Raw genomic sequence first — 14,372 nt, 5'->3', positions numbered from 1 at the left:
TGCATATGTTGTGAACTCGAAGAGTAGGGCGGGACACGTGGTATCCTGTCTGAATATGGGGGGACCATCCTCCAAGGCTAAATACTCCTGACTGACCGATAGTGAACCAGTACCGTGAGGGAAAGGCGAAAAGAACCCCGGCGAGGGGAGTGAAAAAGAACCTGAAACCGTGTACGTACAAGCAGTGGGAGCACCCTTTGGGGTGTGACTGCGTACCTTTTGTATAATGGGTCAGCGACTTATATTCTGTAGCAAGGTTAACCGAATAGGGGAGCCGAAGGGAAACCGAGTCTTAACTGGGCGTTAAGTTGCAGGGTATAGACCCGAAACCCGGTGATCTAGCCATGGGCAGGTTGAAGGTTGGGTAACACTAACTGGAGGACCGAACCGACTAATGTTGAAAAATTAGCGGATGACTTGTGGCTGGGGGTGAAAGGCCAATCAAACCGGGAGATAGCTGGTTCTCCCCGAAAGCTATTTAGGTAGCGCCTCGTGAATTCATCTTCGGGGGTAGAGCACTGTTTCGGCTAGGGGGTCATCCCGACTTACCAACCCGATGCAAACTGCGAATACCGAAGAATGTTATCACGGGAGACACACGGCGGGTGCTAACGTCCGTCGTGAAGAGGGAAACAACCCAGACCGCCAGCTAAGGTCCCAAAGTCATGGTTAAGTGGGAAACGATGTGGGAAGGCACAGACAGCCAGGATGTTGGCTTAGAAGCAGCCATCATTTAAAGAAAGCGTAATAGCTCACTGGTCGAGTCGGCCTGCGCGGAAGATGTAACGGGGCTAAACCATGCACCGAAGCTGCGGCAGCGACACTATGTGTTGTTGGGTAGGGGAGCGTTCTGTAAGCCGTTGAAGGTGTGTCGTGAGGCATGCTGGAGGTATCAGAAGTGCGAATGCTGACATAAGTAACGATAATGCGGGTGAAAACCCCGCACGCCGGAAGACCAAGGGTTCCTGTCCAACGTTAATCGGGGCAGGGTGAGTCGACCCCTAAGGCGAGGCCGAAAGGCGTAGTCGATGGGAAACAGGTTAATATTCCTGTACTTGGTGTTACTGCGAAGGGGGGACGGAGAAGGCTATGTTAGCCGGGCGACGGTTGTCCCGGTTTAAGCATGTAGGCGGAGGTTCCAGGTAAATCCGGTACCTTTTAACGCTGAGGTGTGATGACGAGGCACTACGGTGCTGAAGTAACAAATGCCCTGCTTCCAGGAAAAGCCTCTAAGCATCAGGTAACACGAAATCGTACCCCAAACCGACACAGGTGGTCAGGTAGAGAATACCAAGGCGCTTGAGAGAACTCGGGTGAAGGAACTAGGCAAAATGGTGCCGTAACTTCGGGAGAAGGCACGCTGATATGTAGGTGAAGTGATTTACTCATGGAGCTGAAATCAGTCGAAGATACCAGCTGGCTGCAACTGTTTATTAAAAACACAGCACTGTGCAAACACGAAAGTGGACGTATACGGTGTGACGCCTGCCCGGTGCCGGAAGGTTAATTGATGGGGTTATCCGTAAGGAGAAGCTCTTGATCGAAGCCCCGGTAAACGGCGGCCGTAACTATAACGGTCCTAAGGTAGCGAAATTCCTTGTCGGGTAAGTTCCGACCTGCACGAATGGCGTAATGATGGCCAGGCTGTCTCCACCCGAGACTCAGTGAAATTGAACTCGCTGTGAAGATGCAGTGTACCCGCGGCAAGACGGAAAGACCCCGTGAACCTTTACTATAGCTTGACACTGAACACTGGTCCTTGATGTGTAGGATAGGTGGGAGGCTTTGAAGTGTGGACGCCAGTCTGCATGGAGCCATCCTTGAAATACCACCCTTTAATGGCTGGTGTTCTAACGTAGACCCGTTATCCGGGTTGCGGACAGTGTCTGGTGGGTAGTTTGACTGGGGCGGTCTCCTCCTAAAGAGTAACGGAGGAGCACGAAGGTTAGCTAATCCTGGTCGGACATCAGGAGGTTAGTGCAAAGGCATAAGCTAGCTTGACTGCGAGAGTGACGGCTCGAGCAGGTGCGAAAGCAGGTCTTAGTGATCCGGTGGTTCTGAATGGAAGGGCCATCGCTCAACGGATAAAAGGTACTCCGGGGATAACAGGCTGATACCGCCCAAGAGTTCATATCGACGGCGGTGTTTGGCACCTCGATGTCGGCTCATCACATCCTGGGGCTGAAGTAGGTCCCAAGGGTATGGCTGTTCGCCATTTAAAGTGGTACGCGAGCTGGGTTTAGAACGTCGTGAGACAGTTCGGTCCCTATCTGCCGTGGGCGCTGGAGAATTGAGGGGGGCTGCTCCTAGTACGAGAGGACCGGAGTGGACGCATCACTGGTGTTCGGGTTGTCATGCCAATGGCATTGCCCGGTAGCTAAATGCGGAAGAGATAAGTGCTGAAAGCATCTAAGCACGAAACTTGCCCCGAGATGAGTTCTCCCTGACCCTTTAAGGGTCCTGAAGGAACGTTGAAGACGACGACGTTGATAGGTCGGGTGTGTAAGTGTAGCGATACATTGAGCTAACCGATACTAATGAACCGTGAGGCTTAACCTTACAACGCCGAAGATGTTTTGGCGAAGAGACATCGAAATTCAGCTTGATTACAGATTATGTCGACATGCCCAGGAGGTGTGTTGATAAACAGAATTTGCCTGGCGGCTGTAGCGCGGTGGTCCCACCTGACCCCATGCCGAACTCAGAAGTGAAACGCCGTAGCGCCGATGGTAGTGTGGGGTCTCCCCATGCGAGAGTAGGGAACTGCCAGGCATCAAATTAGAAGTATGGCACTGACTTTCGAGGCAGTTCACTACTCGATAGAGAGTAGGACAAAAGCGAAAGCTTTTGAACGTTGCGCAGCAACGGCCCGAAGGGTGAATCACAAAGTGATTCATAAACTGCCAGGCATCAAATTGCAGTAAACCGGGATGAAAATCCGGGTAGTGACAAAGAAATTCGGTGGAGCGGTAGTTCAGTTGGTTAGAATACCTGCCTGTCACGCAGGGGGTCGCGGGTTCGAGTCCCGTCCGTTCCGCCACTTATTAAGAGCCCTGAGCTAACGCTCAGGGCTTTTTCTTTGTCTGCAATTTAATTATTGCTGAATCCGCAAATATCCTCTGCATTTTTCACTCTTTTTCTATAAAGAGCTAAAGCTCATAATCCTCTCAGTTAACGAACATAGTGATTATAAAGAGGAATTCTATGACTATCCCTGCATTCGGTTTAGGTACTTTCCGCCTGAAAGACGACGTGGTTATCGCTTCTGTTAAAACGGCGCTTGAGCTAGGCTACCGTGCTGTCGACACTGCGCAAATCTATGATAATGAAGCGGCTGTTGGTCAGGCGATTGCCGAAAGCGGCGTACCGCGTAACGAGCTGTATATCACCACCAAGATTTGGATTGAAAATCTCAGCAAAGAAAAACTGATCCCAAGTCTGAAAGAAAGCCTGAAGAAGCTGCGTACAGATTATGTCGATCTGACGCTGATCCACTGGCCATCTCCAGGTGATGCGGTATCTGTTGAGGAATTCATGCAGGCGCTGCTCGAAGCAAAACAGCAGGGGCTGACTCGCGAAATTGGTATCTCAAACTTCACCATTCCGCTGATGGAAAAAGCCATTACCGCAGTAGGTGCAGAGAACATTGCGACCAATCAGATTGAGCTGTCTCCGTATCTGCAGAGCCGTAAGGTGGTTGACTGGGCGAAAGCACACGGCATCCACATCACCTCTTACATGACGCTGGCTTATGGTAAAGCGCTGAAAGATGAAGTGATTGCGCACATTGCCGCTAAACATAACGCGACCCCGGCGCAGGTTATTCTGGCATGGGCAATGGGGGAAGGTTACTCCGTAATTCCTTCTTCTACCAAACGTGAAAACCTGGCAAGCAACCTGCTGGCGCTGGAACTGCATCTGGATGCCGAAGATAAAAAAGCGATCGCGGCACTGGACTGCAACGATCGTCTGGTCAGCCCGGAAGGCCTGGCCCCTGATTGGGATTAATTGCCTGACCCTCTGTACCCATTAACCCTCTTTCACAGCTCCTTCGAGAGCTGTTCTTATATATTCACTTAAAAAGTCGATAAATGCCCGGATGCGCGTACTGACGGCACGATCGCTGTAATAAACTGCGCTAAAAGGCATCTCTACCGGCAGACGTTTATCTGCCAATAACTCCACCAGTTCACCCCGCGCGATCTCTTTATCTATCATATAATCTGAAAGACATGCGATGCCGTTGCCATTCAGGCAAAGCTGTTTTAGCGTTTCTCCACTGTTGGAAGAAATTCCGCACTCGACCTCATGCAGCTGTCCGTCGCTACAGGCAATCGGCCACGTATTGAGTGAAACTGGTTCGGAAAACCCCAGACACAGATGCTGGTTTAACTCCTCGACGCTCTCTGGCTTGCCAAAACGGGCAATGTAGTCCGGTGAGGCAATAATCTTACGATAGCTGGTAAATAGCGGACGCGCACGTAGACTCGAGTCAGTCAGTGTACCCGCTCGTATAGCAACATCCACTTTTCGTTCAATAAGATTGATGAACGTTTCTGAGGAGACGAGAGACAACGTCATCTCGGGATACTGCTCCCGGAACGGCTTGATTAGCGGCATCAGGAAATGCAACATTACCGGTGTTGCTGCGTCGATGCGCAGCAGGCCGCGCGGAGTATTACGCGACTCCATGATTTCAGTTTCTGCTGCAGCCATCTCTTGCAGTATCTGCTGCACCCGCCTGAAGTAGCGCTCTCCTTCTTCGGTCAGGCTTAGCTGTCGGGTCGTGCGATTAAGCAAACTGACGCCCAGTTTCATCTCCAGCTTTTTTACTGCCCGGCTGACCGCAGAATTGGCTTGTCCAAGCTGTTCTGCCGCCCGGCTAAAGCTGCCGCTTTCCACTACCGCCACAAAAATTGCAAGTTCTTCGGAGGTTGCTTTCATTTTTGCACCTGACGCAAAATTATATTGAGATTTTGAATATTTTTGTCATTAAAACATCCAGGCATACTGCGTGTCATCTGATTACTGATGTTACGGAGTTATTTATGCCTCTTGCTTTATTTGCACTAACAATAAGTGCCTTCGCTATAGGCACTACCGAGTTTGTGATTGTTGGTCTGGTGCCGACCATCGCTCAACAGCTGGCGATCTCGTTACCTTCAGCCGGGATGCTGGTTTCAATCTATGCGCTGGGTGTGGCAATTGGCGCGCCGGTACTGACCGCTCTGACCGGACGCCTGCCACGTAAACAGTTACTGGTTGCGCTGATGGTTCTGTTTACGGCGGGGAATTTGCTGGCATGGCAGGCACCCGGGTATATGACACTCATTGTTGCTCGTCTGCTGACTGGACTGGCACACGGCGTATTCTTCTCGATTGGTTCTACCATCGCGACAAGTCTGGTGCCAAAAGAGAAAGCGGCTTCCGCCATCGCCATTATGTTTGGTGGCTTAACGGTGGCGCTGGTCACCGGCGTGCCGCTGGGAACATTTATCGGTCAGCACTTTGGCTGGCGTGAGACTTTCCTCGCGGTATCAATGTTAGGCGTGATTGCACTGATCAGTAGCCAGTTACTGATCCCTGCCAACATTCCCGGTCGTGCTGCCGCCAGCATTCGCGACCAGGTGAAGGTGCTGACTCATCCCCGTCTGTTGCTGATTTACGCCGTTACGGCACTGGGCTACGGCGGTGTATTCACGGCATTCACCTTCCTTGCACCGATGATGCAGGATCTGGCGGGGTTCTCCCCGGCAGCAGTAAGCTGGATCTTATTGGGTTACGGTGTTTCAGTGGCTATCGGTAATATCTGGGGCGGTAAGCTGGCGGATAAACATGGTGCGGTTCCTGCGCTGAAATTCATTTTCGCCGCGCTGTTTGTTCTGCTGATGGTCTTCCAACTGACGGCTTCTACGCAGTACGCCGCGCTGGCTACCATTCTGGTGATGGGGATCTTTGCCTTTGGTAACGTACCGGGATTGCAGGTCTATGTGGTACAGAAAGCGGAGCAATTTACGCCTAATGCTGTAGATGTGGCGTCAGGGCTAAACATTGCGGCGTTTAACATTGGGATTGCGCTGGGGTCAGTGATTGGCGGGCAAACGGTCGAGCATTATGGTTTAGCGCAGACGCCGTGGATTGGCGCCCTCATTGTTCTGGTAGCTTTCCTGCTTATGGGTGTCAGCGGTCGTCTTGATAAACCCGTGCGTGTTGCTCTGGGGTAAATCATTGATGTAAGCGCCCACTTACAAAACAAACTGCAATTGTTCGTTGAAAGTGAGTGCTAAAATCCCTATAACAGAAGAACCAGTCCGGCTGCGGACTGGTTGACGTTACAGAGGTTTGAAAGTCTAAAGTGCGAAAAAACACCTATGCCATGCGTTATGTTGCCGGACAACCCGCCGAGCGGATTTTACCGCCGGGGTCGTTTGCGCATATTGGCCAGGCATTACCCGCAGGCGTTCCGTTAAGCAGTGAAGACCGCATTCGCGTGCTGGTATGGAATATTTTTAAACAGCAGCGCGCAGAATGGCAGTCGGTGCTGAAGAATTTTGGCAAAGATGCGCATCTGGTATTATTACAGGAAGCGCAAACCACGCCTGAACTGGTGCAGTTTGCGACCGCTAACTACCTTGCGGCCGATCAGGTTCCTGCCTTTGTGCTGCCTCAGCATCCCTCTGGCGTCATGACGCTCTCTGCTGCTCATCCTGTTTACTGTTGTCCATTGCGCGAGCGTGAGCCTATTTTACGGCTGGCGAAATCGGCTCTGGTAACGGTGTATCCGCTGCCTGACTCTCGATTATTAATGGTGGTGAATATCCACGCGGTTAACTTTAGCCTCGGCGTCGATGTTTATAGTAAGCAGTTACTTCCCATTGGCGATCAGATTGCTCATCACAGCGGTCCGGTTATTATGGCCGGCGATTTCAATGCCTGGAGCCGTCGACGGATGAATGCGCTGTACCGCTTTGCGCGAGAAATGTCGCTGCGCCAGGTACGTTTTACTGACGATCAGCGCCGGCGCGCGTTTGGTCGCCCTCTCGATTTTGTGTTCTATCGTGGTCTGAACGTGAGTGAAGCCTCTGTGCTGGTCACCCGTGCATCCGATCACAACCCGCTACTCGTTGAATTCAGTCCCGGCAAACCTGAACAATAACGGTGTGTCAGGTCTGCCGTAGGGCAGGCCTGTGATGGTTGCCCTTCCTATTTCACAACAACCGAAGGACAACACAATGACAACACGCTCTCACCATGACAACGTCGAAAAACAGTTTGGCTCTCAGGCTAATGCCTATTTAACCAGTGCGGTGCACGCCTCTGGCCGTGACTTGCTGCGTCTGGGGGAAAGGTTGTCGGCATTTCCGCAGGCCCGTGTGTTGGATATGGGATGTGGAGCGGGGCATGCCAGCTTTGTAGCCGCGCAACACGTAAAGCAGGTTGTGGCTTATGATTTATCGTCGCAGATGCTTGAGGTGGTCGCTGAGGCGGCAAATGACAGGGGCCTGGAGAATGTCGCCACACGCCAGGGTTATGCCGAAAGTCTGCCATTTGAAGATAGCGAATTTGACGTGGTGATTAGCCGCTATTCTGCGCATCACTGGCATGATGTCGGACGCGCGCTGCGGGAAGTGAACCGCGTTCTGAAGCCCGGTGGTGTATTGATTGTGATGGATGTGATGTCGCCAGGCCACCCTGTACGTGATATCTGGTTGCAAACCGTGGAGGCGTTACGCGATACCTCGCACGTTCGTAACTATTCCAGTGGAGAGTGGCTGTCGTTAATCAACGATGCCAATTTGATTGCCGATACTTTGTTAACCGATCGCCTGCCACTGGAGTTCAGTTCGTGGGTCGCGAGGATGCGCACGCCCGCGGCGTTGAGCGACGCGATTCGTGCATACCAACAAAGTGCTTCTGCAGACGTGAAAGCCTACTTTGCGTTACAGGAAGATGGCTCGTTTACCAGCGACACGATAATGGTTGAGGCACATAAAGCGGGATAAATAAAAAAGGCACTGGGGGGAATCCAGTGCCTTCATTTCTACAATGCTATCAGGAGTCCGGCATACCGTTGTTTTTCACAAACAACGTGAGCTGATCGCCTGGCTGTAGATTGTCCGTATCGTTGTTCCAGCGCATGACATCTTTGATGTTAACCCCGTGACGTTTGGCAATGCTCGACAGCGAGTCGCCTTTACGCACACGATAGGTGATGCTATCGCTGTTGTTCGCCAGACGCTGTGCGCTGGTACCCGCACCCACCGTCAGGTTTTGACCCACTTTCAGGGATGACCCGCGCAGATTATTCCACTGCTTAAGGTCATTGGTGCTCACGCCAAGGCGTGACGCGACGCCAGAAAGCGTATCGCCAGAGCGAACTTTGTAGCTACGACTGTTCAGCGGCGTGTTATCCGCGACCAGCGTTGACTGCACGGCTGCAATTTCGCCTGAAGCCAGAGACTCACGCAGCTTCTCTGCGTGCTTCTTTGGCACCATCACATATTGCGGGCCGCTGGCACCCAACGTGGAGCCTTTCACGCCTGCATTGAAGGTCTTCAGCTTGCTGACGGAAATACCCGCCATATCAGCAACCTGAGCCATCTCAACCGGGCTACTCAGGCGAACACGTGCCAACGCGCGGCTTTCGTCTGTTGTTGGCAGACGTACGCCATAGCGTTTGCTGTTTTTGAGTATATCGCTCAATGCCAGCATTTTAGGCACGTATAGCTTCGTTTCCTGAGGCAATGGCAACGACCAGAAGTCAGTGGGTTTACCACGTGCTTTGTTCGTTTTGATTGCCTTCATGACACGACCTTCACCGCTATTATAAGCAGCAACGGTCAGCAGCCAGTCGCCATCAAACATCTTGTTCAGACGCTGCATCATGTCCAGCGCGGCGGTGGTGGAAGCCACAACGTCGCGACGTGCATCATAACTGCGGGTCTGTTTTAAACCATAATTGCGCCCCGTGCTCGGAATGATCTGCCAAATACCTGCGGCATTGGCGCCAGACGTTGCGTGAGGATCAAAAGCGCTCTCCACTATGGGTAGTAGTACCAGTTCCATAGGCATGTTACGTTTCTTAACCTGCCCGGCTATCCAGTACATATACGGCTCTGCCCGTAAAGTTACATCGTGGAGATAGCTCTTATTGCGTAAATACTTCTGTTTCTGTTCGCGAATCCGGCTGTTTTCCGGAATTCCCATCTTTAGCTCGTCACCAATGAAAGCCCACAAATCTTGATCAGCAGCGATAGATGTTCCGTCGTCCATCCATCGCGCCTGACTTGTAAACTTTCCTGCTTCCCCTTGACCAGCTGCAGAAAGGCTCTGTGCGTGTTGTTGGACGTTACCAGTATTCTGGCACCCAACAAGCAGGACAGAGGCGAGTAATATCGCTTTTGCCTTCATGTGTGTGTCAATAGTTGCTTAAAAGACGACCGATCATAACGGCGAAGTTTTCAAAAGGCAACCCGGAATTGTCAGAACGTATCTTTCTTTGACCTTAACCAGGCAAAACGCTCTTCAGGTTGTTGCAATATTGTTTCTTTGTTGATTTCATTAATTAAATCAATATCTTCCGTTCTCAAAAAAAGATTATTTCGCCGCTCATTTTTCAGAATTACGGGTAGTGTCATTTGTTTTTTTACGCGTAACTCATTAACTTTACGATAATATTCATTTATGAACGAATCGTGCGGGAGAATGCTTAAGGCAAACTTCATGTTTGCTAATGTGTACTCATGTGCGCAACAAATTAATGTATCGTCAGGAAGTTCGTTTATTTTTTTAAGTGATTGATACATTTGAGTTGCTGTACCTTCGAAAAGTCGACCGCAACCGCCAGAAAAGAGCGTGTCACCACAAAATAAGTAAGGATGGCTAAAGTAACAGATATGTCCTAAAGTGTGACCCGGAGTAGCAATTACCCTAAATTCATGCCCCAAAACGAGTGCAATATCGCCATCTTCGACTACGTGTGTCGTTCCCTTATCTTGCGTTTCAGCCGGTCCGTATACCACTATTTGTGGGAAATGTTGCAGGAGTTCTTTCACTCCACCCACGTGATCCTGATGATGGTGGGTTAGCAGAATGGCTTCCGGCACCCAGTTATGCTCTGCAATGGCTTTCAAAACAGGAGCCGCTTCACCCGGGTCCACAATCAGACAATGCTGGTCATTATTTGACAGGACCCAGATGTAATTGTCCTGAAATGCAGGAATACTGTTAAGATTCATATATTACCTCTCAATGCGTAACGGAAGGTTGTGATGAAACCGGCAAGGATCCCTCAAACTGTCGTAGCGCCCGTTAGCTGGGATGATTTGCCCTGGGGCGAACACTATCGTGAGGCGCTGGAGTATCAGCTTAACCCGTGGTTTGCAAAAATGTACGGTTTTCATCTGCTTAAGGTTGGTAATTTAAGCGCAGAAATCGATTCTGAAGCGTGCGCGGTTTCTCATCAGGTAAATGTTTCTTTGCAGGGATCTCCCATGCAGGTGGCGGCCGATCCTTTGCATCTTCCCTTTGCCGATAAGTCCGTGGATGTCTGTTTATTGGCCCATACGTTACCGTGGTGCTCTGATCCGCATCGCCTACTGCGTGAAGCCGATCGCGTGTTGATTGATGACGGCTGGTTGATTCTGAGCGGCTTTAACCCGGTAAGCTTGATGGGATTGCGTAAACTGGTGCCCGTATTGCGCAAGACATCGCCCTATAACAGTCGGATGTTTACCCTCATGCGTCAACTGGACTGGCTATCATTACTGAATTTTGAAGTGCTGCACTATAGTCGTTTTCATGTTCTGCCCTGGAACAAGAAGGGCGGGAAAATGTTAAGCGCCCATATCCCCGCGCTGGGCTGTTTACAGCTGGTGGTTGCGCGCAAGCGAACCATTCCGCTTACGCTCAACCCGATGAAACAAAATAAAAGCAAAACGCCTATCCGTCATGCCGTTGGCGCGACCCGGCAATACCGTAAACCGGACGCTTAAGCCTCAGTCTGATACCCAATATCATCCTGAGTCGGGCTCATGGCCGCGGTGCGTGCAAGCTCATCGCAGCGTTCGTTTTCCGGATGGCCCGCATGGCCTTTAACCCATTCCCATTTGATTTGATGCGGCCCCAGCGCGGCATCGAGACGTTTCCACAGATCGACGTTCTTCACCGGTTTTTTATCTGCTGTTTTCCAGCCGCGCTTCTTCCAGTTGTGGATCCACTGCGTAATGCCCTGGCGCACATACTGGCTGTCCGTGCTGAGTATCACTTCACACTGTTCTTTCAGGGCTTCCAGCGCAACGATTGCCGCCATCAGCTCCATGCGATTATTAGTGGTGAGGTTGTAGCCCTCGCTAAAGGTTTTTTCGCGCCCGCGATAGCGTAAAATCGCCCCATAACCACCAGGCCCTGGATTTCCCAGGCAAGAACCATCGGTGAAAATTTCTACCTGTTTAAGCATCTCTGGTAGACTTCCTGTTTTAGCAAATCGAAATCAAACGATAAGTCTGACATAAATGACCGTTATGAGCACTGGAATTACACGACAGATCGTCCTCGATACCGAAACCACCGGTATGAACCAGATTGGCGCCCACTATGAAGGCCACAAGATCATTGAGATCGGTGCGGTTGAAGTGGTGAACCGCCGCCTGACCGGCAATAACTTCCACGTTTACCTGAAGCCGGATCGGCTGGTGGACCCGGAAGCGTTCGGCGTACACGGAATCGCAGACGAATTCCTGCTCGATAAACCTACGTTTGCCGATGTAGCCGACGAGTTTCTCGACTACATTCGCGGCGCGGAGCTGGTCATTCATAACGCATCGTTCGATATCGGCTTTATGGATTACGAATTCGCGAAGCTCAAGCGTGATATTCCGAAGACGAATGAATTTTGCAAAATAACCGATAGCCTGGCGCTGGCGAGGAAAATGTTTCCTGGCAAGCGAAACAGCCTTGATGCGTTATGCTCGCGCTATGAGATAGACAACAGTAAACGAACCCTGCACGGCGCATTGCTCGATGCCCAGATTCTGGCCGACGTTTATCTGATGATGACCGGCGGGCAGACCACGATGGCGTTCTCAATGGAAGGCGATAGCCAGCAGCAGAATGACACGGGGATCCAGCGTATTGTGCGACAGTCCAGCAAACTACGCGTTGTTTTCGCCACTGATGAAGAGTTAGCGGCCCATGAGTCACGCCTTGACCTGGTGCAGAAGAAAGGCGGAAGTTGCCTCTGGCGGGCATAGTTTGTACGTTTACCGTATGAAAATGGCCATTCGGGTGATTTTTGCAGCAAACGATTAAAAACGTGAGAAAAAGCGTTGACGAGGCGCGAGGCAATCCGTAATATTCGCTTCGTTCCCAAGCGGAACACAACGCGGAGTGGTAGTTCAGTTGGTTAGAATACCTGCCTGTCACGCAGGGGGTCGCGGGTTCGAGTCCCGTCCATTCCGCCACTATTCAGAAAGCCTGAATCAGAAATGATTCAGGCTTTCGTCGTTTTAGCCCGCCAAAAATAATAATCTCATTACCATACTTTATCGACCGCGCCCGAGCTTTCGGGTGGGCAACACATCAGGTCATCCTTAACCCGACGCATATCCAGAAGGCGATTAACTCGCGAAGTGGTTCATCACGCAGGCGAAGCGGGGTGAGAAGTTATCGCCAATAAGAACCGTTTCCTCATTCAGGTGCTTTAGCATATACAGCTTGTCGGCACGTTCGTAAGCGTCGAAGAAGAGATAGTCGACAGCGTCCGTTGCGTCATCATCGGGGGATTTTTCCCGACCATCGGGAGTGAGCATAAAAACGCCTGCGGTATGGCCGAGTGGACGGGCATAGCGAAAGAACAGTTTTCGGTTAACAGCGAACTCGCCGTCGTCACTTTTGAGTTTCCCCTGGACTGACAATGAAAGGTGTCCGGAGTTGTAGCTGGTTATCAGCATTATTCCGTGGAGTTCCTTTTTTGTATTCTGGATGTCGAGTATCGACGTGAATTCCGAGGAGCAGGAAAAACTGATTTCTTGTTTTTTCGCATTCCCGGCGATAATAAAAAAAGCGATAGCCGCTAGCCCAAAAATGGCAATCACGACTGACCATAGTAAAGGAGAGTGATCGCTTTCCTGCTTCATATCATTCCTCATGATGGCGATACTGGCTGATGCAATGGTAATAGCCGAGGTTTAGCCCGCATTCAGCGGCAAACGACCACTCAACCAGATTATGGTTGCTCGCCCAGGTATTGAGATACAGATCTTTTGGGTACGAACAGTTGGGGTTAATACCCACGGACTTGAAAATATCCAGCGCTTTTTTTTCGGTTATGGTGTCGGTGAGGGCGTTTCCTAATATATGCACACGGCATTGCTCGTAGTCGATAGTCCGCAGGATCGCCGCGTCCGTCATCGCGATTTCATTGGGTATCCATGTTAACCACGCTGTCGCCAGCACGGCGATGCCGGTAATTAACGTTGTTATCGTGACAGGCCACAGGTTTCGTTTCTTTTTCCTGGGCGTCAATGCAACATTGACTATTCTGGTGGGCGCTTGCGATTCCTCCAGTTGCTGAATATTGATACTGGCGTCGCTCATCCGAAATCCTATTCGCGGAATGGTGACGATCAGTTCTGCAGGATGGCCCGTAGACGTTATTGCTTTGCGCAGAAATGAAATGTGCTGATTGAGATTAGCATCCGTCGCTCTGGCGCCATTATGCTGGAAAACATTCCGCAGAATTTCATCGCGCGAGGATATCTCTTTACCATTTTGCAACAGATAGAGCAGTAATTGTGTTGCCACATTATTCAATGTGGCCATTTCACCAGATGCCAGGTCTTTTAGGGTATTTTTATGTGGTCTGAAAACTAAGCCTTCACCAATAATTACGGATTTAATTTTGTTTATTGGTATATGAGAAATCACTGATGTCTCCTTTAAAGCAGGATATCTCGCATTCGAGTGGGGAAAGCAATAGCATAACATAATTCATTTATAAAAAATGATTGTGCCATAGATCGCTTTATTAATATTTATATAACAATCTCTTAATATATCTAATAGAATCCTCCAATCTCCTTCCTCTCTTTCACTATCTTATTGTCATTACTCGCTTTTGATGCCCAATTTCATTTTTACAAAAAATTCATAAATACATTTTGCCTGTTCTTCTGGCTAAATAAAAAAATAGTTGATAGATAAAAACTCTATAAAAATTATAAATAATAGACATTAACACTGGTGTTGGCGTGTTTTTTGGCTATTTTTTAGGTAAACGATCGCTCTACAGACAGTGTTACAACACGATTCCCTGAGTTTGATTAATACCGGATTTTTGCATTGTGTCATTTTTTCGTCGACTTAATATAAGC

11 protein-coding genes, 2 tRNA genes, 1 rRNA gene, 1 pseudogene and 1 other annotated feature (1 of these 16 cut by a window edge) are annotated in these 14,372 nt (G+C 50.2%); of the genes and pseudogenes, 9 read left to right on the top strand and 6 right to left on the bottom strand.

Annotated features, from left to right (window positions below):
• Positions 1–2,559 (top strand) — a sequence feature (mutual gap in cmsearch alignment for this rRNA model is longer than 100); it begins 1,318 nt to the left of the window's first position.
• A gap of 97 nt (positions 2,560–2,656) precedes the next feature.
• From rrf to dkgB, 3 genes are all read left to right on the top strand, one after another.
• A 5S ribosomal RNA gene (gene rrf, locus SK38_RS13105) occupies positions 2,657–2,772 on the top strand.
• 191 nt (positions 2,773–2,963) lie between these two features.
• Positions 2,964–3,040, top strand: a tRNA-Asp gene (locus tag SK38_RS13100).
• A 164-nt stretch (positions 3,041–3,204) separates the two neighbouring features.
• Positions 3,205–4,008 carry a 2,5-didehydrogluconate reductase DkgB gene (dkgB, locus tag SK38_RS13095; protein ID WP_048236095.1) on the top strand — a complete coding sequence of 268 codons (804 nt, stop codon included), beginning with the start codon at positions 3,205–3,207 and terminating at the stop codon, positions 4,006–4,008.
• A 21-nt stretch (positions 4,009–4,029) separates the two neighbouring features.
• On the opposite strand, the gene yafC is transcribed toward dkgB, so the two are convergent.
• The gene (gene yafC, locus SK38_RS13090) at positions 4,030–4,944 is read right to left on the bottom strand and encodes a DNA-binding transcriptional regulator YafC (RefSeq protein ID WP_048236094.1); all 915 of its coding nucleotides are present in this window, start codon (positions 4,942–4,944) and stop codon (positions 4,030–4,032) included.
• 104 nt (positions 4,945–5,048) lie between these two features.
• Here yafC and SK38_RS13085 point away from each other — a divergent pair, with 104 nt between their 5' ends.
• The 3 genes from SK38_RS13085 to SK38_RS13075 all read left to right on the top strand — a co-directional run bounded on the left by SK38_RS13085 (position 5,049) and on the right by SK38_RS13075 (position 8,003).
• Positions 5,049–6,224 carry an MFS transporter gene (locus SK38_RS13085; RefSeq protein ID WP_003830796.1) on the top strand — a complete coding sequence of 392 codons (1,176 nt, stop codon included), beginning with the start codon at positions 5,049–5,051 and terminating at the stop codon, positions 6,222–6,224.
• Positions 6,225–6,355: 131 nt separating this feature from the next.
• On the top strand, positions 6,356–7,156 hold the full coding sequence (locus SK38_RS13080) for an endonuclease/exonuclease/phosphatase family protein (protein ID WP_008783770.1): 801 nt from the start codon (positions 6,356–6,358) through the stop codon (positions 7,154–7,156).
• Positions 7,157–7,232: 76 nt separating this feature from the next.
• Complete coding sequence (locus tag SK38_RS13075; RefSeq protein ID WP_032942414.1) at positions 7,233–8,003, top strand: class I SAM-dependent methyltransferase; 771 nt, start codon at positions 7,233–7,235, stop codon at positions 8,001–8,003.
• 49 nt (positions 8,004–8,052) lie between these two features.
• On the opposite strand, the gene mltD is transcribed toward SK38_RS13075, so the two are convergent.
• Together mltD and gloB are read right to left on the bottom strand one after the other, a co-directional pair.
• The gene (gene mltD / locus SK38_RS13070; protein ID WP_048236093.1) at positions 8,053–9,411 is read right to left on the bottom strand and encodes a murein transglycosylase D; all 1,359 of its coding nucleotides are present in this window, start codon (positions 9,409–9,411) and stop codon (positions 8,053–8,055) included.
• A 71-nt stretch (positions 9,412–9,482) separates the two neighbouring features.
• Positions 9,483–10,238: a hydroxyacylglutathione hydrolase gene (gene gloB / locus SK38_RS13065; RefSeq protein ID WP_008783773.1), complete on the bottom strand. Its 756-nt coding sequence runs from the start codon at positions 10,236–10,238 to the stop codon at positions 9,483–9,485.
• A gap of 33 nt (positions 10,239–10,271) precedes the next feature.
• On the opposite strand from gloB, the gene SK38_RS13060 reads away from it, so the two are divergent.
• Entirely contained in the window at positions 10,272–10,994 is a 723-nt protein-coding gene (locus SK38_RS13060) for a class I SAM-dependent methyltransferase (protein WP_048236092.1), read from the top strand.
• Here SK38_RS13060 and rnhA read toward each other — a convergent pair.
• Positions 10,991–11,569, bottom strand: a pseudogene (gene rnhA, locus SK38_RS13055) (ribonuclease HI). The gene SK38_RS13060 and the pseudogene rnhA sit on opposite strands and share 4 nt — an antisense overlap.
• Here rnhA and dnaQ point away from each other — a divergent pair.
• Positions 11,523–12,251: a DNA polymerase III subunit epsilon gene (gene dnaQ / locus SK38_RS13050; protein ID WP_095533177.1), complete on the top strand. Its 729-nt coding sequence runs from the start codon at positions 11,523–11,525 to the stop codon at positions 12,249–12,251. The pseudogene rnhA and the gene dnaQ sit on opposite strands and share 47 nt — an antisense overlap.
• Positions 12,252–12,384: 133 nt before the next feature.
• Positions 12,385–12,461, top strand: a tRNA-Asp gene (locus SK38_RS13045).
• Positions 12,462–12,617: 156 nt separating this feature from the next.
• Here the strand turns inward: SK38_RS13045 and SK38_RS13040 are convergent.
• Both SK38_RS13040 and SK38_RS13035 read right to left on the bottom strand, forming a co-directional pair.
• Entirely contained in the window at positions 12,618–13,136 is a 519-nt protein-coding gene (locus SK38_RS13040) for a hypothetical protein (protein WP_003830806.1), read from the bottom strand.
• Between the two features lies 1 nt (position 13,137).
• The gene (locus SK38_RS13035; RefSeq protein WP_008783775.1) at positions 13,138–13,821 is read right to left on the bottom strand and encodes a winged helix-turn-helix domain-containing protein; all 684 of its coding nucleotides are present in this window, start codon (positions 13,819–13,821) and stop codon (positions 13,138–13,140) included.
• Positions 13,822–14,372: the final 551 nt, after the last annotated feature.

This window comes from Citrobacter sp. MGH110, assembly GCF_001037515.1.
Taxonomy (GTDB): Bacteria; Pseudomonadota; Gammaproteobacteria; order Enterobacterales; family Enterobacteriaceae; genus Citrobacter; species Citrobacter portucalensis.
Note: the sequence above shows the minus strand (reverse complement) of the source record. Positions and strands in the feature narration are given on the sequence as shown.